General features: G+C 72.2%; 22 protein-coding genes and 2 pseudogenes. 10 read left to right on the top strand and 14 right to left on the bottom strand.

The genetic code is table 11. The features are described from left to right. Positions 1-205, top strand: a 205-nt coding sequence (locus STTU_RS31430) for a hypothetical protein (protein ID WP_043256916.1), incomplete at its 5' end; no start/stop codon positions are given. Between the two features lie 6 nt (positions 206-211). Here STTU_RS31430 and STTU_RS31425 read toward each other — a convergent pair. The 3 genes and pseudogenes from STTU_RS31425 to STTU_RS35770 form a co-directional block, all read right to left on the bottom strand. After that, positions 212-779 (bottom strand): annotated as a pseudogene (locus STTU_RS31425) (transcriptional regulator). 266 nt (positions 780-1045) lie between these two features. Then, positions 1046-1255 (bottom strand): hypothetical protein, encoded by a 210-nt coding sequence (locus STTU_RS31420; protein ID WP_043256915.1) that lies wholly within the window; start codon positions 1253-1255, stop codon positions 1046-1048. Positions 1256-1275: 20 nt separating this feature from the next. Continuing rightward, entirely contained in the window at positions 1276-1425 is a 150-nt protein-coding gene (locus tag STTU_RS35770) for a DUF6233 domain-containing protein (RefSeq protein ID WP_234019430.1), read from the bottom strand. A gap of 667 nt (positions 1426-2092) precedes the next feature. Here STTU_RS35770 and STTU_RS31410 point away from each other — a divergent pair. Further along, positions 2093-2800 carry a hypothetical protein gene (locus STTU_RS31410; RefSeq protein WP_043256914.1) on the top strand — a complete coding sequence of 236 codons (708 nt, stop codon included), beginning with the start codon at positions 2093-2095 and terminating at the stop codon, positions 2798-2800. Positions 2801-3416: 616 nt separating this feature from the next. Here STTU_RS31410 and STTU_RS31405 read toward each other — a convergent pair. Next, positions 3417-3689: a hypothetical protein gene (locus tag STTU_RS31405; RefSeq protein ID WP_007830418.1), complete on the bottom strand. Its 273-nt coding sequence runs from the start codon at positions 3687-3689 to the stop codon at positions 3417-3419. A 111-nt stretch (positions 3690-3800) separates the two neighbouring features. Between STTU_RS31405 and STTU_RS35105 the strand changes: the two genes are divergently transcribed. The 3 genes and pseudogenes from STTU_RS35105 to STTU_RS33640 all read left to right on the top strand — a co-directional run. Continuing rightward, positions 3801-4523, top strand: a complete 723-nt coding sequence (locus tag STTU_RS35105; protein ID WP_007830413.1) for a hypothetical protein — start codon at positions 3801-3803, stop codon at positions 4521-4523. Beyond that, complete coding sequence (locus tag STTU_RS31395; protein ID WP_043256912.1) at positions 4520-4885, top strand: VOC family protein; 366 nt, start codon at positions 4520-4522, stop codon at positions 4883-4885. Before STTU_RS35105 ends, STTU_RS31395 begins: the two co-directional genes overlap by 4 nt. A 71-nt stretch (positions 4886-4956) precedes the next feature. Beyond that, positions 4957-5115, top strand: a pseudogene (locus STTU_RS33640) (helix-turn-helix domain-containing protein); the annotation flags it as partial. Positions 5116-5224: 109 nt separating this feature from the next. On the opposite strand, the gene STTU_RS31390 reads toward STTU_RS33640, so the two are convergent. Then, positions 5225-6136: an NAD-dependent epimerase/dehydratase family protein gene (locus STTU_RS31390; protein WP_078519122.1), complete on the bottom strand. Its 912-nt coding sequence runs from the start codon at positions 6134-6136 to the stop codon at positions 5225-5227. A gap of 148 nt (positions 6137-6284) precedes the next feature. Here STTU_RS31390 and STTU_RS31385 point away from each other — a divergent pair, with 148 nt between their 5' ends. Then, complete coding sequence (locus tag STTU_RS31385; RefSeq protein ID WP_007830400.1) at positions 6285-6836, top strand: carboxymuconolactone decarboxylase family protein; 552 nt, start codon at positions 6285-6287, stop codon at positions 6834-6836. Between the two features lie 344 nt (positions 6837-7180). Here the strand turns inward: STTU_RS31385 and STTU_RS31380 are convergent, their stop codons facing one another. The 5 genes from STTU_RS31380 to STTU_RS31360 form a co-directional block, all read right to left on the bottom strand. After that, complete coding sequence (locus STTU_RS31380; RefSeq protein ID WP_043256909.1) at positions 7181-7756, bottom strand: hypothetical protein; 576 nt, start codon at positions 7754-7756, stop codon at positions 7181-7183. Beyond that, the gene (locus STTU_RS31375; protein WP_007830397.1) at positions 7749-9344 is read right to left on the bottom strand and encodes a helix-turn-helix domain-containing protein; all 1596 of its coding nucleotides are present in this window, start codon (positions 9342-9344) and stop codon (positions 7749-7751) included. Before STTU_RS31375 ends, STTU_RS31380 begins: the two co-directional genes overlap by 8 nt. After that, a complete protein-coding gene (locus STTU_RS31370) occupies positions 9341-9595 on the bottom strand; it encodes a transcriptional regulator (protein ID WP_043257881.1) in 255 nt (84 codons plus the stop codon). The genes STTU_RS31375 and STTU_RS31370 overlap by 4 nt, the downstream gene beginning before the upstream one ends. 211 nt (positions 9596-9806) lie before the next feature. Next, positions 9807-10208, bottom strand: a complete 402-nt coding sequence (locus STTU_RS31365; protein ID WP_007830394.1) for a cupin domain-containing protein — start codon at positions 10206-10208, stop codon at positions 9807-9809. Positions 10209-10389: 181 nt separating this feature from the next. After that, a complete protein-coding gene (locus STTU_RS31360) occupies positions 10390-11298 on the bottom strand; it encodes an SDR family oxidoreductase (protein WP_043256907.1) in 909 nt (302 codons plus the stop codon). 113 nt (positions 11299-11411) lie between these two features. Between STTU_RS31360 and STTU_RS31355 the strand changes: the two genes are divergently transcribed. Further along, positions 11412-12002, top strand: coding sequence for a TetR/AcrR family transcriptional regulator (locus STTU_RS31355; RefSeq protein ID WP_007830391.1), 591 nt, complete (start codon positions 11412-11414; stop codon positions 12000-12002). Positions 12003-12092: 90 nt separating this feature from the next. On the opposite strand, the gene STTU_RS31350 is transcribed toward STTU_RS31355, so the two are convergent. The 3 genes from STTU_RS31350 to STTU_RS31340 all read right to left on the bottom strand — a co-directional run bounded on the left by STTU_RS31350 (position 12093) and on the right by STTU_RS31340 (position 15136). Beyond that, positions 12093-13118 carry a P1 family peptidase gene (locus tag STTU_RS31350; RefSeq protein WP_007830389.1) on the bottom strand — a complete coding sequence of 342 codons (1026 nt, stop codon included), beginning with the start codon at positions 13116-13118 and terminating at the stop codon, positions 12093-12095. 76 nt (positions 13119-13194) lie between these two features. Further along, positions 13195-14070 (bottom strand): endonuclease I family protein, encoded by an 876-nt coding sequence (locus STTU_RS31345; protein ID WP_007830387.1) that lies wholly within the window; start codon positions 14068-14070, stop codon positions 13195-13197. Between the two features lie 277 nt (positions 14071-14347). Further along, the gene (locus tag STTU_RS31340; RefSeq protein ID WP_007830380.1) at positions 14348-15136 is read right to left on the bottom strand and encodes a DeoR/GlpR family DNA-binding transcription regulator; all 789 of its coding nucleotides are present in this window, start codon (positions 15134-15136) and stop codon (positions 14348-14350) included. Between the two features lie 171 nt (positions 15137-15307). On the opposite strand from STTU_RS31340, the gene STTU_RS31335 reads away from it, so the two are divergent. The 3 genes from STTU_RS31335 (at position 15308) to STTU_RS31325 (ending at position 18391) form a co-directional block, all read left to right on the top strand. Continuing rightward, entirely contained in the window at positions 15308-16192 is an 885-nt protein-coding gene (locus STTU_RS31335; RefSeq protein WP_043256905.1) for an SIS domain-containing protein, read from the top strand. 3 nt (positions 16193-16195) lie between these two features. Further along, the gene (locus tag STTU_RS31330; protein WP_007830378.1) at positions 16196-17077 is read left to right on the top strand and encodes a class II fructose-bisphosphate aldolase; all 882 of its coding nucleotides are present in this window, start codon (positions 16196-16198) and stop codon (positions 17075-17077) included. Positions 17078-17497: 420 nt separating this feature from the next. Further along, the gene (locus STTU_RS31325) at positions 17498-18391 is read left to right on the top strand and encodes a TauD/TfdA dioxygenase family protein (protein ID WP_007830376.1); all 894 of its coding nucleotides are present in this window, start codon (positions 17498-17500) and stop codon (positions 18389-18391) included. 72 nt (positions 18392-18463) lie between these two features. On the opposite strand, the gene STTU_RS31320 is transcribed toward STTU_RS31325, so the two are convergent. Further along, the gene (locus STTU_RS31320) at positions 18464-20509 is read right to left on the bottom strand and encodes a SpoIIE family protein phosphatase (protein ID WP_007830375.1); all 2046 of its coding nucleotides are present in this window, start codon (positions 20507-20509) and stop codon (positions 18464-18466) included. Between the last annotated feature and the right edge of the window lie 42 nt (positions 20510-20551).

Raw genomic sequence — 20551 nt, 5'->3', positions numbered from 1 at the left:
CTGCCTGGAGGCGGTCTGTGAGGAGCCGCGCGAGCGGGTCGACGGCGTGCTCTACGCCTGCCCCGCCCACGGGGCCGAGGCGGCCTCGCGGATCACCGAGGCGGGATGGACCGCGCTGGTCAAAGTGATGGGGCCCGCGAGCCGGGCCAGGTGCGAGGTCTTCGACGGCGCCACCCGCGAGGCACGTCACCTCCTGGGGGCGTAGCCCTTCTCAGGCGGCGAAGCCGATGTTGGTGACGTACTCGTACTGGCCCCACTGCGAACCGAGGTCCACCACGACCTCGTCGACCCATGCGGCATCGAGGCCGGTGTCGTCTCCGGCCCCCCAGGCGGCGACGATCCGCTCCCACTTGCGGACGTTCAGGGTGCGGTACTCCACGACACGCTGGCGGGGCCGGTCGACGGCGGACTGGTTGACGGGGTGGAACTCGACGCGGGTCCCCCGGCCCTGCCGGTTGAGGCGGGCCAGGCGGTGACGGGCGACGTTCTGACGGCGCACCGCGCGGTAAGCGGCGTCGATCTCGCGGAGCGTGCGGGGTGCGGGTCCCGGCCTTCTGCGCCTTGATCGTGCGGTCCGAGATCGTGAGCCCGGCCTCCCGGGCGGCGGCGAGCTGGCGGGCACTGCTCGTGAGGTAGCGCAGACGGGCGGCCAGGCCACGGCGGGTGGTCAGCGGGGACGCGATGAACCCCGCGAGGCTGTCGAGACGGCGCGCGACGAACTCGTGGCCCTTGACGCCCTGGGCACCGTATGCGCCGAACTCGATATTCCGCTCAGGCATCCCGCTCCCTCCCCCTTCCCTAGGGCTTTCACATTGTATTGCGAGTATATCTACTGTTTTGTACGGGAGTTGACGGCGAACCGTCGCCCCGGCAGGCAGCTGTTATGTGGTGTTACGTCCACGGTGCCGCGCGGGCATAACAGACCGAAGTGTTATGCCTGCGACCTGCGGTTTGATGGCCGAAGGGGGCAGGTAGCGGCGGTCATGACAGATGGCGTGGCGTCAGCACGTAGGCTTGCCGCGGCGCGGGCCCGGAGCGGGCCCGCCTACAGCTCCTCGGGGCGCAGGCCGCGTACCCACCACCAGGCGCCGGCCGTGTCGGGGGCGTACAGGCTCAGGCCGCCGGGGTACTGGCCGTGGTCGCTGATGATGGCGGTCCAGGGATCGGGATCGCCGGGGCCCACGGGCACCCGCCAGCCGTCGAGCGGCCCGCCGTGCAGCTCGACTTCCACCTCGCCCTGCGGATTCGTCGTCATGAGCCGTACGGTACGGCGGCTCAGGACTCCCCGGGGCGTAGTGCGCGGAAGGCGGTCTCGGGGCGGCACACGGGGCAGGGCCGGGCTCCGGCGGAGGCGGCCTGGAGGGCGACGGCGTCGCCGGCGGGCTCGGAGTCGACAGGGGCCCGCGCGCAGTCCGCGCGGTGCACGAGCACGCCACCACCCGTGCAGCCCTCGGCGACGAGCCACCGGCCCGCGCCCCGTCCCCGGCGCGGCCGTGCGCGGGTGTGGGGCGGCGGAGCGTGCGGAGCCGTCCCGTGCGCGCGTGCGGCAGGGATACCTTGGTCCTCCTCACTCAGGTCGCGCCCTCGGTCGCCTCCTGCGTGTCCGGTACCGGTCGACTCTGCATATGTCAGCACTGGTCTGCATCAGGCCTCGCCTATGTCAGCGTGGCCTTGCGTCGAAGAGCGGTCTTGCCGGGCTGTGGGAGGTCGCAGGGTTGATGGCGGCGCGGAGTCGGTGTCAGCAGCCTGCGGCGGCTCCGAGAGCATCCGCGTGCTGTACGTGACGTTGTCGTGGGTCGACGATGTCGCCGCGCGTGACCACCTCGGCGTCAGCTGCCCGCTGGTGCCGGTTCTGTCTGCCTCCAGGGGGTGTCCTTGCGGTCCTTGTTCCACCGCTGGGGCAGGGGCGACCATGGTGCGTCTGTTGCGACCGACCGTGGAGGCGAATGCTTTGCACGCACGTGGACATCGACCCGGTGAGGCAGAGGATCGCCGAGCGGGTGCCGTGTTGGCGCGTCCAGCGGCGCCGATGCGCTCGGTCCGAACTCCCCATCCGGCTGCAGGGCCCGGCGGTACGCTCTCCCCCGCCGCCATGCAGACGCTCCAGCGCACCGCCGGCAACAGAGCGGTGGCCGCCATGGTCCAGCGGACCGAGCCCGCCGAGGACGCGCAGACCGGGAGAGGGGCGCGGATCGCGTCAGAATACGAGGAGAAGCTCCGTAGTTCGAATGCGCTGAAGTTCTCCAGGTACGCGGGCCAGAACAAGAAGACTGCGGTCTACCTCGCGCTCTCCTCGCCCCAAGGGCAGACGTACTACCGGGCAATGTCCTCCAGCGAGTTCGCCTACCTGCGCGACCACAACGCTGTACAGAAGTTGGAGCATTACGGCGGGATTTCACCGGTACGCGAATACGCCGAGAAGTACATGGGCAACGAGGAGGTCACGCACCTCGTCGAGTTCTTCTACTCCACCGGGACCCCGCATGACCCGACTGGCGAGCACCCAGCGACCGACGGCATCCCGGGCCTCGCCAAACTGTCCAACGTCGCCGCCAAGACCGAAAGTGCGGTAACGATCAAGAAGCGTATGGTGGATTCCGGTCTCACGATCAACGAAGAGAAGCTCCAGAAGCAGATTGGGGCGGTGACACCGTCGCTGGGTCTCGGTGAGAAGAGCACGCCGGTGGCACCAAACGCCAAGAGAACGTTCCGACTGAACTTCAATGACTACCTGAGGGCCAAGCTGATCACCTGGCGCCTCGTGGAGTACCGCTGCCCCGCTCGCGAAGTCAGGCCCTGAGGGTGGCGAGACGCAGCCGACTCCGCCGGACCGCCGCCTCGACGCGGGCGAGCACGACGAGCAGCTGCTCGTCGGTGACGTCGCCCGGTTCAGGAGCCGTCGCGGTCCCAGGGGATGGGGTAGGTGACGGTCCAGCTCGGCCCCGGCCTCGGCTCATCCTTACCTCCTGCGGGCGCAGGTGGCGGTGTGGAGCGGTTCGTCGATGGCTGGCGCGGCTCTGATGCCTCGGTGGCGGGGCCGGTGTGACTGAAGACGAAGACGGCCGCCACGGCGACGAGAGCGATGGTCAGCTGCTTGCGCGCGCCAGGAGGCAGGCGGGTATGCGCCCGTACCTTCGTGCCGCCGCGCCAGTACTCCCTCACCTTGACCACGCCGAATCCCCCTCCTCGACAGCGCACGCTCCGAGGACGCGCACCGATCCATGAAAGCACCCACAACTGACCAAGTGTGACTGTACGATCACCTGACTGACAGGCTGTGCCCTTTCACGGTGATGCCGGGCCCGCGCTAGCCCGGCGTCCCGCGCGAGCCCGCACCGCCGCCGCCCGGCTTCGCCGGCGCGGCGGCTTGAGGCTGTTAGCCCGCGGAACAGGAGCGGGCCAGTTCTCCTGGGCGGTCAGCCGTACAGGCTGACGTCACCGAGATGCGCCAGCAACGAGCGCGCGCCGTTCTCGCTGACGACCAGCGCAACGGCCGCATCGTGTCGGTCGGTGTCGTTCAGGGCCTTCTGCGCGGGCCACCGGCCGGCCTGCTTCGCAGCGACCTGCATGAGGTGCGCGGCGCGTGCCGCAGTGGGTGGTGACGACCTGGTCAGCTTCTCGATCTCGTCCGTGAGGCGCCAGAGGTGATCGGAGTCCACCGTGCGCAGCGCGATGGTCGCGAGGCGCACCTCTTCGGTGTAAGCGTCCCAATCCACTACACGGTTGTGCGCTGCCTTGGCTCCGGCGAGTTGCAGTGTTCCCTGCGCCTCATCCCCCTCGCGTCCGCCGGCCTCCTGGCCTTGACCGGCACGCTGACCCTGGCTCCGCAGGCCGGGGCGGCCGAGGCGGAGGCACCCGTGATCGTCACCTCCGGCCGGTCCGGGCCCGCGGAGACCGTCTACGCCACGTGCCCCCAGGGCACCAGCCTGGTCGGCGGCGGCTATGACTCGCAGCCTGCCCACACCGGTATGGGGATCGTCGCCGACGCGGTCAACGCCAACGCCCCGGCCGCATCCAAGCCCAACACCTGGGCGGTACGCATGGACGACGGCGCCGCGAGGGCGTACGCGAGGTGCGGCAAGGACTCCGACCAGGGCCCGACCGTCGTCACCTCCGGCTGGTCGGGAGCAGCCGAGACCGTCTACGCCACCCGCCCCGAGGGCGCCGCCCTGGCCGGTGGCGCCTACGACTCGAAGCCCGCCCACACCGGCTTCGGCATCGTCGCCGACGCGGTCAACGCCAACGCCCCCTCGTCCGGCTCACCCCCGCAGCGCGGGGAAAACGGCCTCGCGGAGTCGCTCGGCGAGGCGAGGACGGCGAGGCCACGGTGCCGGTGGTCGACGTGCGCAACGGAAAGCGTCCGCTGTCCCTTGCCCCGCTCCAGCCTGCATACCGACGACTACGCTGAAGAAGCGGTCCGGGGTTACGCACCAATTTTTTCAGGAATTACGACACGGGACGGCGCATATCCCGGTGAGGCTGGTCGGTGCGCACCTACGACCTGTGAGAAGGAACAATCATGACCACATCAGTTGTGTCCATCGTCTACGTGAACGATGCTCCCGCCGCAGCTCGCTTCTACGGCGACCTCCTCGGCATGAGCCCTTCAATCGAGACCGGGGAATACATCACCTTCGCCCTCGGGCCAGGCGCTGACCTCGCTTTGTGGTCTGGCCGGTTCGACGATCTGTCCCCAAACGTCCCACGGACCAGTGAGGTTTGTCTGGCCACCAACGATGGGCCGGACGAGATCAACGCGATCTTCAAGCAGTGGCAGTCCAAGGGCGTTACGATCCTGCAGGAGCCACATGATGCGGGGTTCGGGCTGACTTTCCTCGCAGCCGATCCGGACGGAAACCGTATCCGTGTCGCACCGCGTGACTGAAAGGCCGCAAGGCGGCAGGCGCGCACGATAGGTGTCGCGCCTGCCGGCGTCCGACTTCGAGAGGACGACGAGTGCCCCACGCGATTGCGCCCCTGAGCGTCGAGGACCGTGGACGGCTCGTGAAGCGGTGCCGGGCACGTCTCATCGCCCACGTTGCCGCTGAGATGGGTGTCTCTCGCGCATGCGCCAGCAAGTGGGTAAACCGCTGGCGGCTGGACGGTGATGCGGGATAGCAGGACCGCCCGTCGATCACGCCCCGTTGCTGGCGTTGGCTTCTCGCCTCGCTGAGCACGGAACGCGCGATTACGAGGCCGAGGGCAGGTCAGGGCCGGATGTGTTTCAACGTGAACTCGGGCAGGGCGTACGGGCCGGCCTGCGGGCTTCGGGGTCGGCGGGGACATCGGCGTCAGTGATGTGCGACGCATGTGCCTTGGCGTTGTCGATGGGTGTGTAGGCCAGTTCGGATTCCGCGGGGAGTTCCCAGAAGCGGCGGGTGTTGGCAGAGACGGCGTACGCCGTGGCAAAGCGGGTGGAGAGCGGAGCGGTCAGCGCGGCGAGGAAGAAACCGACGGCATCGCGCGGGCTGAGCCAAGTCGCCAGGTGGAGCGCCTCGGTGGGGGCCTCCTCGAAGCTGCCGATACGCGGGCAGATCACGGAAACACCGAACTTGTCCGCGTACAACCGCCCCAGGGCCTCGATGGCTGCCTTGCTCACCCCATACAGGCCGTCGGGGCGCACGGGCTCCTGTGGGCCGGTGTGGTGGGCGACGGGATAGAACCCGCTCACGCGGTTGCTGCTGGCCAGTACAACCCGTGGGATCGCCGCACGGCGGGCGGCTTCCAGGACATGCTGGGTGCCCAGCACATCAGCGTCCAGGAGATGCTCCAGTGGGGCCTCGTCCGCCAGGCCGCCCAGATGGAGCACGGCGTCCGCACCGACGAGCGCAGCCTCGACGGCGGTCGCGTCCCGAAGATCGACGATCTGACCCACCTCGTTCGCGACTTCGACCCGGAGCGGAACACGGTCGAGCAAGACCAGGCGGCTCACCTCACGGCGCAACACCCGACGCACAACTGACCCCGTGTTCTCTGCGGCCCCGGTTACGACCACTGTTCCCAACGCCACTGCGCGCCTCCACCGCTCGGCCTCATCAACGCCGTGATCCGGACAGGCTGTGATCCTCTTGTCGGCAGTCACGCTCCTCAACGGGCATGCGCTCACGCGATGTTGGGGGTGTGTCACGAGGTTCATCGCCATACAGCACAGCCCTCGGGCACTCTTGACCCCATCCCGTTCCTGAGGGACCGTCAGCGCGTGCATGCGCGTGCATCTGCCTCACGGATAGCGCGCTGACCCCTCTGCGGCGTAGCAGGTCGACCTCTCTGCGAAAGGGCATCCCATGGCGCACATCCAGCTCAACAACGACCTCCCCGGCATCACCGGACTGATGGCCAACCGGCCGGACACCGCCGCCCCGTTGAACCACCTCGCCGAAACCCTCCTGCGGGCGCCCGCCTCGCTCCCCCAGGGCGAGCGGGAGCTGATCGCCGCGTACGTCTCCCACCTGAACCGGACCCCGTTCTGCGCCGGTTCGCACTCCGCATTCGCCGCCGCGCAGCTGGTGGAGGGTCAGGCGCTGGTCGACGCCGTCCTCGCCGACCCGGCGACCGCTCCCATCGGCGCCAAGCTGCGCGCGTTGCTCGCCGTGGCGGCCGAGGTGCAGGCGGCGGCCCGGGCCGTCTCCGCCGAGGCGGTGGCGGAGGCCCGGCAGGCGGGCGCGAGCGACGCGGACCTGCATGACACCGTACTGATCGCGGCGTCCTTCTGCATGTTCAACCGGTATGTCAGCTGCCTGGACACCGCGCTGCCGGCGTCCGACGACTACTACCTCGAGTCCGCGCACCGGATCACGACCGTGGGCTACGGCCGGTCCGTGAGCGCCCCGGCCTGACTGACGAGTGGCATGAAGGTCCACTTCCTGCCCTTGCCTGATACCACTGGAGGCTCATAGATCTCGATGAAGAACGCCAGGTCGCACGGCCTGGCTCGAAGATCCCGACGATGGCGGAGGACCGGCGGACGGCTCAGTCCTCTGCCGTACACCGGGGTAGCAGACCGTTGCACGGGACGGTGCATCAGTGTCCGATCCCTGATTTCAGGCGCTACTGGATCGGCTGATCGTCGTAGGGCGGCGCGTGGAGGAAGTAGGTCCCGGGACGCGACGGACACTATGTGCGGTCGGCCGACGCCTGGGGCGCTCCGGGTCACGGACGCCGATGTGGGGCCTGTGCCGGCTCAGGCGGCGAAGCCGATGTTGGTGACGTACTCGTACTGGCCCCACTGCGAACCGAGGTCCACCACGACCTCGTCGACCCATGCGGTGTCCAGGCCCGCGTCGTCTCCGGCCTCCCAGGCGGCGACGATCCGCTCCCACTTGCGGACGTTCAGGGTGCGGTACTCCACGACGCGCTGGCGGGGCCGGTCGACCGCGGACTGGTTGACGGGATGGAACTCGACGCGGGTTCCCCGGCCCTGCCGGTTGAGGCGGGCCAGGAGGTGGCGGGCGACGTTCTGACGGCGCACCTGCTGGTAGGCGGTGTGGATCTGGCGGAGCGTACGGGCGGAGGGGCGGCGTGTGCCCTCCAGTTGCGCCTTGATCGTGCGCGCGCTGATGGTGAGCCCGGCGGCACGGGCGGCGGTGAGCTGGCGGGGGCTGCTGGTGAGGTAGCGCAGACGGGCGGTGAGACCACGGCGGGTGGTGACCGGGGAGGCGATGAAGCCCGCGAGGCTGTCGAGGCGGCGGGCGACGAGCTCGTGGCCCTTGACGCCCTGGGCGCCGTACGCGCCGAACTCGATGTTTCGCTCAGGCATCGTGCTCCCCCGTCTCATCGGCCCCGGCGGTGCCGAGGGTGTAGGTGTCCTTGACCTTGACCTCGGTGACGGCGCGGCCCTCGGGGAAGACGTGGTGCCAGTCCCCGATGACGTGCAGCTCGTCGGTGCCCATCGCGCGGACCACTGTCAGCCCGTTCTCATACGCCTTGAACGCCTTCATCCACAGGTTCGCGAACGCCTGGGAGCGGATGAGGTGCATCCAGTCGGGACGGTACAGCTCGCGGTTGTAGTTGCTGGCGCCCATCGTGGAGACGAACTTCGAGTACATCGCCTTCACGTACTCCAGCGTCACCTCGTCGTCCTCGGCGATCGCGCGGTCGCGGGCGTCTTTCAGCTCGGTGCGGAACTTTTCCAGGAGGTTCTCGGTGGAGCCGCTGGTGTACGACTCGTGAATCTCGGGAACCCCGCACAGCCCGTACTTCGGGCCTGAGAGGCGCTGGAGGAGGCGGAGGGTCGGCTCGGTCACCCACAGCGGGCCGGGCTCGTCGCGTGCGCCCAGAGGGTTGGGCAGGTCGGCGTCGTGGTCCCAGGCGGGCGGGGTGATCAGGTGCACGCCGGCGCGGCGGCGGTCGTGCGCGAAGCCGGTGGAGTGTTCGAGCTGGCCGAGGGGGAGGTGGGTTTTGAGGGCGGAGAGGTAGGCGCCGTTGATGTCGAGCGCCGTCACTTTCCACCGCCCTTGCGGGAGGTGGGGGCGCGTCCACTTCGGGCGGGCCTCCCAGATCTGGTCGGGGCCGTGTGCTGACTGCTTGTGCAGGATCTCCGGCAACGCCGGGTGCGCGACGACGTCGTACCGCCCGCCGGTCCGGGTGCGGTCCAGAAGCTCCATCGCGTCCGGGATCGCCTGCTTGATCAGTGCGGCCGTCGCCGCCTCCATGTCGCCGTCGCACTTCGCGAGCGCTGCAGCGACCTTTGCCGTGATGAAGCCGGGCTCGTCCTCGGTCTTCGCGCGGCGGCCCGCGTTCTCCACCCGTACGGGGGGCTTGCCGCCGGCGGCCCGCCGGGCCGGGGGCTGGGAGGCCGCCGGGGTACGGCCGCGTGCGGGAGCCGAGCGGCCGGTGGACGACGGCTCGGGCGCGGCGGGGGCGGGGGCGGGGTCGGCGGACAGGGGGTGGCACTCGGCGGGGTCTAGGTGCTGTACGTAGCCCGCGACCCGGTGCCGGGCGGGCTCGCCGCACAGCACACACGGCTCCGCGACGGCCAGGACGTCGACGTCCTCGCCCTCCTCGCCCTCCTCGGCGTCCTCCGCGTTCCCAGGGCCGTCGCCGATGGCGGAGGTGTCCGGCACAAGGACATCCGGCTCGGGCTCTGGTTCGGGGTCCTGCGTGGGGTGGAGCTTGGCGTGAGCGCCGTCGAGGAAGTACGCGTACCTCTCCCGCGTCTGCCCGCTCGGGTCGCGTCCGGCCTCCCACCCCGCGAGCGTCGAGGTGCTCACCCCGAGCGCGCCCGCGACCTGGGCGCGGGAGAGGGCGAGGCCCTCGCGCAGACGGCGGCGCTCGGACGCGTCGGGCAGGGGGCTCTCCTCGTGGGCGGCGGCGAGGAGCGCGTCGATCGCGCCGAAGTCGTTCATGACGTCTGCTCCCGGGCAGGGAGGGCTTCGGTGGCCTGGGTGGGCCCGGCGAGGAGATCGAGCGGGTCGATGCCCCAGTGCGCGGCGAGCACCTCGCAGTCCTGGAGCGACCACGATGCCGTACCGGTCTGACGGCGGCTCACCTGCCCCTGCGTCACCCCGAGAACAACGGCGAGGTCACGCTGCGTCTGCCCGGTCTGGAACATCACCGCCGCGATCGACGCCCGCAACCGGCCGCTCAACGAACTCATCACCCCCACACCTTACCAGAATAGGCATTGGAAATGCTTATGAGTAATGTTAATTGAGTTTTCCGCATCACAAAGGTGCTTCCCGAGCGGGCGGTCCATCGCGACGGCGTACGTCGACGTGCCGTTCGGCGCGCACCCGCGCCCCTGCGTGCTGGTCGCCGGTCCGGCCGCTCTCCCGAAGAGCGGCCGGGGCGTGCCGCGTTGGCGGGCGTCAGTATGTGGTGACCAGGGGTTTTCCGTGTTCCACGACGTACGTCGAGAGCATCATGGTTGTTTCGCCGCCCGTGTTGACGGCGTTGTGGATGATTCCGGTGGGGATGAAGAACGGGTCTCCCGTGCGGAGGTACAGGGGCGGGCGGTGGTCGTCGAACTCCATGCGGACCTCGCCGCGCACCAGGTAGCCGACCTCGACGCCCGGGTGGCTGTGGCGGCCCGATGCCTCGCCGGGCGGGATTTCCACGAGGGTCTGCGCGGTGTCCCAGCCGGGGGCCGGTGAGGGGTGTTCCTGGAGGAGGACACGTGTCACGTCGGCTGCGGCGGCCGGGGGAACCGTCGCGCCGAGAGCGACGACCGCCGTGCCCGCGCCGCGCAGCAGAGTTCTGCGATTCAGCATGAAAACGCCCCTTTGCGAGGAAGTGTGTGCACTGCTCGCTCGCACTTTAAGAGCACACATCTTCTCGACGCGTCACCATCTTGCATGGTTACTCAATATGTGTGACGCAGTGGCGTGGGCTGGCGCGTGACCTCGCCGGGCTCCGCCCCACGCGCGGGAGCGGAGCGCCGTGCGGGGAGGGTCAGGCGGTGAAGTAGTGGGCCGCCATGTCGGCGAGGAGGCCGGGCCCGGTGGGGTTCCAGTCGAGCAGCGCCTTCGTGCGGGTGGCGGAGGCCGGGGAGTCGAGGGCGGTGTTGCCCGCGAGCCAGCCGAAGTGGGCGGGTGCGTCGGCGGGGGCCACCGAGGTGACGGGGAGGTTCAGGTTCTCGCCGATCACGGTGGCGATGTCGCGCTGCGAGACGCCCTCTTCCGCCGCCGCGTGCAGGACCGCTCCGGCCGGGGCGTTCTCCAGGGCGAGGAGGAAGAGGCGGGCGGCGTCCAGGCGGTGGACGGCGGGCCAGCGCTGGGTGCCGTCGCCGATGTAGCCGGAGACCCCCTTCTCGCGGGCGATGCCGACGAGTGCGGGGACGAATCCGCCGTCACCCTCGCCGTGGACGGTCGGGGCCAGGCGGACGACCGAGGAGCGGACGCCCTTGTCCGCCAGGTCGACGGTGGCGCGGGCGGTGGCAGCGCGCACGGAGCCGGGGTTGTCGTCGTCGCCGACGGGCCAGGTGGTCTCGGTCGCCACCTGGCCGGGGGCGAGGCCGAGGAGGCCCGAGGCGACCGTGAAGGGCTTGCCCGTGCCGGCCAGCACCGCGCCGAAGGCGTCCACGGCGGTGCGGTCGGACCGGGCGGCGCCGAGGAAGTCGCCGGTGAAGGCGATGTCGTGGCGGAAGGCGAGGTGGGCGACGGCGTCGCTGGCGCGGGCCGTCTCCTGGAGGAGGTCGAGGTCGGCGAGGGAGCCGTGGACGGGCTCGGCCCCGGCCTTCTCCAGGGCGGTGGCGGATGCCTCCGAGCGGGCGAGCCCGAGAACGTGGTGTCCGGCGGCGAGCAGTTCGGGGACGAGGGCGGAACCGATCCAGCCGGAGGCCCCGGTGACGAAGACGCGCATGGCGGTACTCCTCAACGTGATCACACTCGATGTCAGTGACTGTCATCGTCAAGGCTAGCACCATGATGGCAGTCACTGACATCGCGACGCGGGGACCGCGTAGAATCGGGCTCATGGCGAGATGGGAGCCCCACACGAAGGAACGGCTGGCGCGCGCGGCCCTGGAGCTGTACAGCGAGCACGGGTACGAGCGGACCACCGTCGCGCAGATCGCCGCTCGGGCCGGTCTCACCGAGCGGACCTACTTCCGGCACTTCCCCGACAAGCGGGAAGTGCTCTTCGACGGCGGGCACAGCCTGGAGACGACGCTGACCGAGGCGGTGGCCGCGGCCCCCGAGGGCGCCTCGCCCCGCGCCGCGCTCGCGGCCGGCCTCGGCGCGATGGGCGCCGGTTTCCGGGGGCTGCGCGCGCAGGCCCGTACGCGCCAGGCGGTCATCAGCGCGCAGCAGGAACTCCAGGAGCGCGAGCTGATCAAGCTCGCGTCCCTGACCCGCGCGCTCGCCGAGGCCCTGCGCCAACGCGGGGTGGAGGAGACGCGTGCGAACCTCCTCGCCGAAGCGGGCTGCGGCGTCTTCAGGACTGCTTTCGTCCGGTGGGTCGGTGACGAGCGGCCGGAGACCGGGGCGTCCGCGGAAGAGATCCCGCTCGCCGCGCTGCTCCGCGAGGGGCTCGACACGTTGGGGGACGCGCTCACCCACGACTGACGCACGTGTCGGGGCAGATCACGGGGCTGGAGACAAGCACTGCGGGGCCCGGCTTCAGGCCCGACAGCGCGACGGGCGGCTCGGTCCCCGTCAGCCGTTCAGGAGGCGCAGGAGGGGTGCGGCGGGGAGGCTGTGGCGGACGTCGCCGCGCGGGCCCGTGGTGGTCGTCGCGGCGAGGAGGGAGTTGAGGACCGCTTCCTCGACCGCGTCGAGCGCGGCGGTGAAGAGGGGGTCGAGGTCCGCGTCGGGGACGAGGGGGGCCGTGGTGCGGGTGGTGCTGAGGGCGAGGCCGTAGTCGCCGGAGCCGTGGCTGTAGGAGGCGCCGGTGCGGGCGAGGGCGAAGACGGCACGGCGCGCGAGGCGGGTGAGGCGTCGGGCGTCGAGCGGGGCGTCGGTCGCGAGGACGACGACGCAGGAGCCTGTGTCGGGGAGCGGTGGGGGGACAGGCAGGCCGAGGTCGGCGGGGGTGACGGTGCGGGAGCCGAGGCGCAGGGTGCCGCCGAAGTTGGCCAGGACGAGGGCGCCGAGGGTGGTCTCGCGTCCGGCGAGCGGCAGGACGCGTGAGCTGGTGCCGATGCCCGCTTTGAAGTTGAGCGCGCTCATGCCCGTACCGGCGCCGACGCAGCCCTCCGCGACGGGTCCCGTGTTCGCCGACGCGAGGGCGGCGCGGACGTGGTGCTCGCCGACCGGGCGGCTGCGGATGTCGGAGAGGAGGCCGTCGTTGCACTCGCCGACGACCGGGTTGAGGCTGCGGACGTCCTCGGCGCCGGGCTGTTCGAGGACCCAGCCCACGAGGGCGTCGGCGACGCGGAACGCGGAGAGGGTGGAGGTGAGCAGGAGGGGGGTCTCCAGCTCGCCGAGTTCGGTGAGTTGGGTCGTGCCGATGAACTTTCCGTAGCCGTTGCCCGCGAAGAATCCCGCGGGCAGTGGGGCGCGGGGGCCGATGCCTTCGGGGAGTATCGCGGTGACGCCGCTGTGCACGCGGGGCGGGGCGGTCACCGTGGTGTGGCCGACGCGGATGCCGGGGACGTCGGTGATGGCGTTGTGGCGGCCGGTCGGCAGGGTTCCCGTGCCGAGGCCGAGGTCTCTCGCCCGGGGTGTGGTGGTGGCGGTCATGCGCGGAGGCTACCGCCCGCCGGGGAATCGTTTCCCCGGCGGGCGGAGGGGGTGCCGGCTCATCGGCGGCGACGGTTCACCAGATCGACTCGACCCACTCGGGGTGGTCGATGAACGGGTTCCGGTTGTGCTGGTAGCTGTCGAAGATGACGTCGTTGCGGTGTTCCTCGAAGGAGCTGGGCGGGTCGACTTCGTTCCACTCCTTGAGGACCGACAGGCGGCCGATCGCGGGTGCGGAGCCGTTGCCCGCCTCGTCGTTGGGTTCGAGGTCGGGGAAGCCGTCGCCGCCGTCGTAGCGGACGGCCATGTAGAGGATCATGCGGGCGACGTCGCCCTTGACGGCGTCGCGCGGTTCGAAGCTGTCGCTGTCGGTGTAGTTGCCGGGAGCGCCGCTGACGGCGCCGCCGCCGTCGTCGAAGTCCTTGTTGCCGCGGGCGCCGTTGACGGCGACGTCCTCGGGGCGCAGGTGGTGCAGATCGGTGCCGGGGCCCGTGGCGGTGCCGAAGTCGCCGTGGCTCTTGGCCCAGACGTGTTCGCGGTTCCAGTCGCCCTGGGCGCCGCCCTGGCGGGACTTGGCTATGGACTTGCCCGTGTACAGCTCGACGATGTTGTCCGGGTTGGCGGGGTCCTCGTCGGTCTTCTTCAGGGCGTCCCACACCTGGCTGTAGGTGACGGTGTCCTGGTCGCTGATGAGGGTGTGCAGGGCGCTCTTGAGGGCGGCGCCCGTCTTGCCCTCGACGCTCGCGTAGTAGTCGGCGGCCGTGGCGGTGGTGACGCTCGCCGTGGTGGTGCTGTCGGTCGCCGTGACCGTGCTGTCGGTCGCCGCGGCGGGGCGGGGGGTGTCGGCCGCGGCGGGCAGGCTCTGGGTGGTGAGGAGGAGCCCTGCCGCCGCCGCGAGGGCGAGGGCGGTTCCGCGGACGGGGTGGGCGGGGCGGGGGTGGTGGGGGGTCATGCGGGGCCCTCTCGCTGGGCGCCGCCCCATGGGCGGCGTGGCGCTCCGTCAGGTCCCGGGGAATGTCCCATGCGGGGCCCGCGCGGCGGGGGCTCCTCACATAATCCTTACTTGTTGTTCTCACAGGACAACAGCAAGCGATGCTTGATCTTGCTCAATCGGCTCACGTTTCGAGCATCTCTTGTCACGGCGTGCGCGGAGAGGGCAGGATGGCGCGCGTCGGCCGGGTCGTGGAGCGGGGGTGTGCGGGAGCGTGGAGCGTACGGACCGCGCGGGTTCAGACCGTACGGATGTCGATGCCGCGTTCCCGCAGGTCCGCGAGCGCCTCGGGGTCCGCTCCGGTGTCGGTGACGAGGATGTCGACGGCCTCGGCGGGGCAGATGCGGGCGAAGGCGCGGGCGCCGAGCTTGCTGGAGTCGGCGGCGACCACGACGCGGCGCGCGCGGGCGCACAGCAGCCGGTTGATGCCCGCCTCGGCCTCGTCGGCCGTCGCGGCGCCCTCGGCGGCGTCGAGGGCGCCCACGCCGAGGACGGCGGTGTCGAGGGTGATCTGTCCGAGGACGCCGTCGGCGAGCGGACCGGTGAGCTCGTACGAGTGCGGGCGGGCCACTCCCCCGGTCAGGACCGTCTTGAACCGCGGGCGGGCCGTGAGCGCGTACGCGATGTTCAGGGCGTTGGTGACGACGGTGAGTGCCTGGCCCTCGCCCTCGCCGTCGGCGAGGTCGGCGCGGGCCGCGAGGGCCTCGGCGACGGCCGTCGTGGTGGTCCCGCCGGTGAGGCCGAGTGCCTCGCCGGGGCGGACGAGCGCGGCGACGGCGTGCGCGATGCGCTGCTTCTCCTCGGCGCGGCGGGCGCTCTTGTGGCGCAGGGGGAGGTCGTAGCCGACGCCGTGCGGGAGGGCGCCTCCTCGGGTGCGGACGAGCATGCGCCGCTCGGCGAGGGTGTCGAAGTCGCGGCGGATGGTGGCGGGCGAGACGCCGAGGCGGTGCGCGGCGTCGTCGACGTCGAGTCCGCCCTCGGCGGCGAGGAGTTCGAGCAGGGCCTTCCATCGGGTGTCGCGCGACATCGGGTGTTCTCCACGTCCGCCCGGGCCGTGCGGCCGGGCGGGGATCGGGGCGGGGTGCGGGCGCGGTGGCGCGCTCCCCCGCGTCGTACAGGGGTCGGAAGCGTCGTACGGGTCAAGAGAGGCGGTCACGTCGTGAGCGTCGTAGCAGTCGAGAACCAAGGGGATCACATCATGAGCCATGTACGGGACGAGCTGGCCTCGCAGCCGGAGTGCTGGGAGCGCGCGGCGGCGCTCGGGGCCGCCGGGGGCCTCGGGCTGCCGGAGCCGGGGGCACGGGTCGCCGTGGTCGGGTGCGGGACCTCGCTGTTCATGGCGCAGGCGTACGCGGCGCTGCGCGAGGGAGCGGGTCAGGGGGAGACGGACGCGTTCGCCGCCTCGGAGTTCCCCGCGTCGCGCCCGTACGACCTGGTGCTCGCGCTGACGCGGTCGGGGACGACGACGGAGGTGCTCGACGTGCTCGCCGCGCTGCGGGGGCGGACGCCGACGGTCGTGGTGACGGCCGATCCGGCGACGCCTGTGCGGGACCTCGCCGACCGGCTCGTCGTCCTCGACTGGGCCGACGAGAAGTCGGTCGTGCAGACACGGTTCGCGACGAGCGCGCTGACGCTGCTGCGGGCGCACCTGGGGCTGCAGCCGGAGGACGTGGTGGCGCGGGCGCGCGAGGCGCTCGTCGCGCCGCTGCCCGAGGGGCTGCTGGAGTGCGGGCAGTTCACGTTTCTGGGGCGGGGCTGGTCGGTGGGGCTCGCGCGGGAGGCGGCGCTGAAGATGCGGGAGGCCGCGCTGGCGTGGACGGAGGCGTATCCGGCGATGGAGTACCGGCACGGGCCGATCAGCGTGAGTACGCAGGGGACGGCGACGTGGATGTTCGGCGAGGCGCCGGACGGGCTCGCGGAGCAGGTCGCCGGGACCGGGGCGCTGTGGGTGGCGGAGCCGGGGGACGAACTGCTCGCGCTCGTGCGGGCGCAGCGCCTCGCGGTGGAGCTGGCGGAGCGGCAGGGGCTGACGCCGGACGAGCCGCGGCACCTGACGCGGTCCGTCGTGCTGCGGGAGGTGTGAGCGGTGGCCTTGGTGCCGACCGGGGAGCTGGTCGCCGAGGCGGTCGCGGGCGGGCGGGGGCTGCCCGCGTTCAACGTGATCACGCTGGAGCACGTGGAGGCGGTCGTCGCGGGGGCGGAGCGGGCAGGGGGCGCCGTCGTGCTCCAGGTGAGCGAGAACGCGGTGCGGTACCGGCTCGGGCGGCTGGGTCCGCTCGCGGCGGCGGCGCGGTCCGCGGCGGTGGCGGCGGGTGTGCCCGTGGGACTGCACCTGGACCATGTGACGGATGCGGAGTTGCTGCGGCAGGCGGCCGACGAGGGGTTCGGGTCCGTCATGTACGACGGGGCGAAGCTCCCGTACGAGGCGAATCTCGCGGCGACGTGCGAGGCCGTGCTGTGGGCGCACGGGCACGGGTTGTGGGTGGAGGCGGAGCTGGGCGAGGTGGGGGGCAAGGACGGCGCTGCCCCACTCGGGCCGCATGCGCCGGGGGCGCGGACCGATCCCGGGGAGGCGGCGGCGTTCGTGGCCGCGTCGGGCGTCGACGGGCTCGCGGTCGCGGTCGGGAGCAGTCACGCGATGACGTCGCGGACGGCCGCGCTGGACCACGGGCTCCTCGGGCGCCTGCGGGACGCGGCGGGGGTGCCGCTCGTGCTGCACGGGTCCTCGGGGGTGCCGGACGAGGAGGTGCGCGCGGCGGTGCGGGGCGGCATCACGAAGGTGAACGTGGGGACGGCGCTGAACGTGGCACTGACGGCGGCGGTACGGGAGCGGCTGGGCGCGGAGCCGGGGCTCGTGGACGCGCGCGGGTACCTCGGCGCGGGCCGGGAGGCGATGTCGGAGGTCGTGGAGCGGCTGACGCGGGTCGTGGCGGGGGCCGGGGAGGGGGTGGTGGCGGGGCGGGGGTAGACGGTCGTCCGGCCCGTACCCCGGAGTTCGGGGTACGGGCCGGGCCTTCGGGCGGGCGCGGCGCCGGGCGCCGTGTCCCAGAGCCTGGACGCGTGCTGGTGCGGGCGCGGTCCCGTGCGGTACAACTTTTCCGTGACCCACGAATCGTCGGTGTGCCGCCCGGTCCTCGAACCGCGCCTCCGCACGGCCGCGTGTTGTTGTCGCTGATCTCTCCCGCCCCGGCTGCCGCCTGACCTTCCCGCGCGGCGCCGGGCTCTTCGCGCCGCCTCCGTACGCCGCCGTCCGACGCGGCGCCGGTCGTCGCGCCGTGCCGCGCTCCCCTCTGCCCCTCCCCCACCGTCGGGGGCGCGCCGTCCTGGATCGTCCCGGCCCGCTGCCGCGGGGCCCGGGGACGCCGCCCCCGCACAAGGAGGAAGCACGATGACCGTCATCAGTGACCGCGTGAGCACCGCCCCGGGCGTATCGGAGGCGGGGCTGCGCCTGACTCCGCTCGGGCCCCGTTTCGGCGCCGAGGTGCACGATATCGATCTCGGCCGGCTGGACGACGGGCAGGTGGCCGCGGTGCGCGCGGCGCTCGTGGCGTACAAGGTGCTGTTCGTGCGCGGGCAGGACATCGACGACGCGGCGCAGATCGCGTTCGGGCGGCGGCTCGGCGAGGTGACGGCCGGTCATCCGGTGCGCGACTCGGGCGACGTGCCCGAGGAGGTGTTCGCGCTGGACAGCCAGGACAACGGTTTCGCCGACGTGTGGCACACCGACGTGACGTTCGTGGCGAGGCCGCCCGCGATCTCCGTGCTGCGCGCCGTGGTGCTGCCGCCGGCCGGGGGCGACACGTCGTGGGCGGACAGCCAGGCGGCGTACGAGTCGCTGACGCCGGGGCTGCGCGCGCTCATCGACCCGCTGACCGCCGTGCACGACGGGAACCGGGAGTTCGGCTACTACCTGGCGCAGCGGCGGCAGGGGCGCGGGAACGTGTGGGAGGGCGAGGTGTTCACGGATCTCTCGCCCGTCGAGCATCCGGTGGTGCGTGTGCACCCGGAGTCGGGGCGCCGGGGCCTGTTCGTCAATCCGGGCTTCACCTCGCACCTGACGGGGGTCTCGGAGTACGAGAGCCGGGGCATCCTCGACATCCTGTACGCGCACCTCACCAAGCCGGAGCACACGATCCGGCACCGCTGGCAGCCCGGCGACGTGGCCCTGTGGGACAACCGCGCCACGTCCCACTACGCCAACCGCGACTACGGGGACCGGCATCGCGTCATGCACCGCATCACGCTGCGGGGCGACGTGCCGGTGGGGCCGGTGGGCGGCTGAGTCACGGCGGCGGACGTGGCGGGCGGGTACGCGGCCCGTCCGCCCCGGTGGCCGGGCGGGGGACCGCCCCGCTCAGCCCGTCGCGCGGAAGGCGATGACCGCGATGTCGTCCTTGCCCGCGCGTACGTGCGCGACGACGTCGCGGACGAGGGCTTCCAGGGTCTGGCCGTCGCGGTGCAGTTTCTCGACGCGGTGGCGCAGGTGCGCGATGCGGTCGGTGATCCTCGCCTCCGGGATCTCCACGAGTCCGTCCGTGTAGAGAAGCAGTGTGTCGCCCTTGGCAAGGAAGAGCTTCGTGCTGCTGCGGGCAGGTCCCGGCGGGGTGCACAGCGGCGGGTCGGGCTCCTCGTCGCCGACGCAGTCGACGGGCCCCGCGGCGCGCAGCAGCAGGGGCGGCGGGTGGCCCGCGTTGGCGAGCGTGACGTGCCAGCCGCGCCCGGGGGCGGGGCACAGGAGCGCGTGCACGGTGGTGACGAGCGAGGCCGTGCCGAGGCCCTGCACCATGCCGTCGAGGCGGTCCAGGGTGCGGGCGGGGTCGGCGTGGGGTCCGGCGTCCCAGGCGAGGCCGCGCAGCATGCTGTTGACGCTGCCCATCGCGGTCGCGGCGTCCAGGTCGTGCCCGGCGACGTCGCCGATCGTGAGGGCGACGGCCCCTCCGGCCAGCCGGGTCGCGTCGTACCAGTCGCCGCCGACCTCGGCGGCGGCGTTGGCGGGTACGTAGCGGGCGCGGATCTCGGCGCCCGCGAGGTCGGGGGCGGCGGTGAGGAAGGAGCGTTGCAGGACGAGGGCGGTCTCGCGGGCGCGTTGCAGTTCCAGGGTGCGGCGCAGGGGGCGGCTGAGTCCTTGCAGGACGTCCTGGAGCAGGCGCAGTTCGAGTTCGGTCGGCGGCGGGTTGCCCAGGCAGTTGGCGACGCTCGCGAGGGCGACGGCGCGGCCGTCCACGAGGACGGGGAGCAGCGCGAGGCAGGTCGCCCCGGCCTCGCGCAGCCACCCCCGCGAGACGGATGAGATCTTGTCCTCGGGCGGTGCGCCGGCCGGGAAGACGACGAGGCGGGGCTCGCGGTCGCGCAGGACCTCCTCGGCCATGTGCCCGAGCGAGAATCCGTCGCCGAGCGGGGGCAGCACGGGGAGGTCGGGGGCGAAGGCGACGCGCTCGGCGGGGACGGCGGAGCGCGCGGCGAGCGCGGACGGCGCGGTGGCGCCCTGGACCTCGAAGACGGCGATCGAGTCGGCGAGATCCGGCACGACGACGGCGGCGGTCGTGCGGAACGCCTCGGACAGGTCGCGGGCCGTGGAGACCTCGGCCATCCGGGCGAGGAGGCGTTCGCGTGTACTGGCGAACCACTCGCTCTCGGCGTCGGCGACGGTACCGACCCACTCGCGGCGCCCGTCCGCGCGCGCGACGGGCACGGCGGTGAGCCGCAGGTGCCGGTAGGCGCGGGGGTCCTCGCCGACGCGTACGCGGACGACGGTGGTGACGTGGGTGGCCCCGGCGTTGGCCTCGTGCCACTCGCGGGTGAAGCGTTCGCGGTCCTTCGGGTGGACGGCGTCGAGCCAGTCCTCGCCGTCCCCGGGCAGCGGGAGGGCGATCCGCCCGGCGTCCTCGGTCCCGGAGAGCCTGGTGACGCGGCCCTCGGGGTCGCGCGTCCAGACGACCTGCGGAACGGCGGAGAGCAGCGCCTGGTAGCGCAGGACGAGCGCGTCGTCGTCGAGGGGGCGCTCGCCGGGGCCCGCGTCGGCGGGGTCCGTCTCGGCGGTGTCCGGGAGTACCTGGGCGAGCAGGAGGAGCGGCGGAGGGCCCTGAGCGGGGCGCAGGGGCAGGCACAGGAGGACGAGGGGGCCGTGCGGGTCCCCGTGGCCCGGTGTCGCGGCCGGCAGGCGCACCCGCTCGGTGCGGCCCGTGCGCCGGGCCCGGTCCAGTGCCGCGCGCAGGGGGCCCGGGGGGACGGGGCCGCCGGGCGGGGCGAGGTGCGGCCCGGCGTGCTCGGCGAACGCGGGGTTCGCGTCGGTGAGGATGTACGTGTCGCCCTCGACCAGCGCGATTCCGGTCCGGACGTGCCGCAGCCCCGGAAGGCCCCTGGTCGCCTCGCCGCCCGCCTCCGGCTTCTCGCTCACCACCTCAGAATCCCCCTCTCTCCCGGCCCCTGCAATCGGGGCGGC

The sequence above is a fragment of the Streptomyces sp. Tu6071 genome, from assembly GCF_000213055.1.
In the GTDB taxonomy this organism is placed as follows: Bacteria; Actinomycetota; Actinomycetes; order Streptomycetales; family Streptomycetaceae; genus Streptomyces; species Streptomyces evansiae.
The sequence above is the reverse complement of the archived record's forward strand: the minus strand, read 5'-3'. Positions and strand labels throughout refer to the sequence as shown.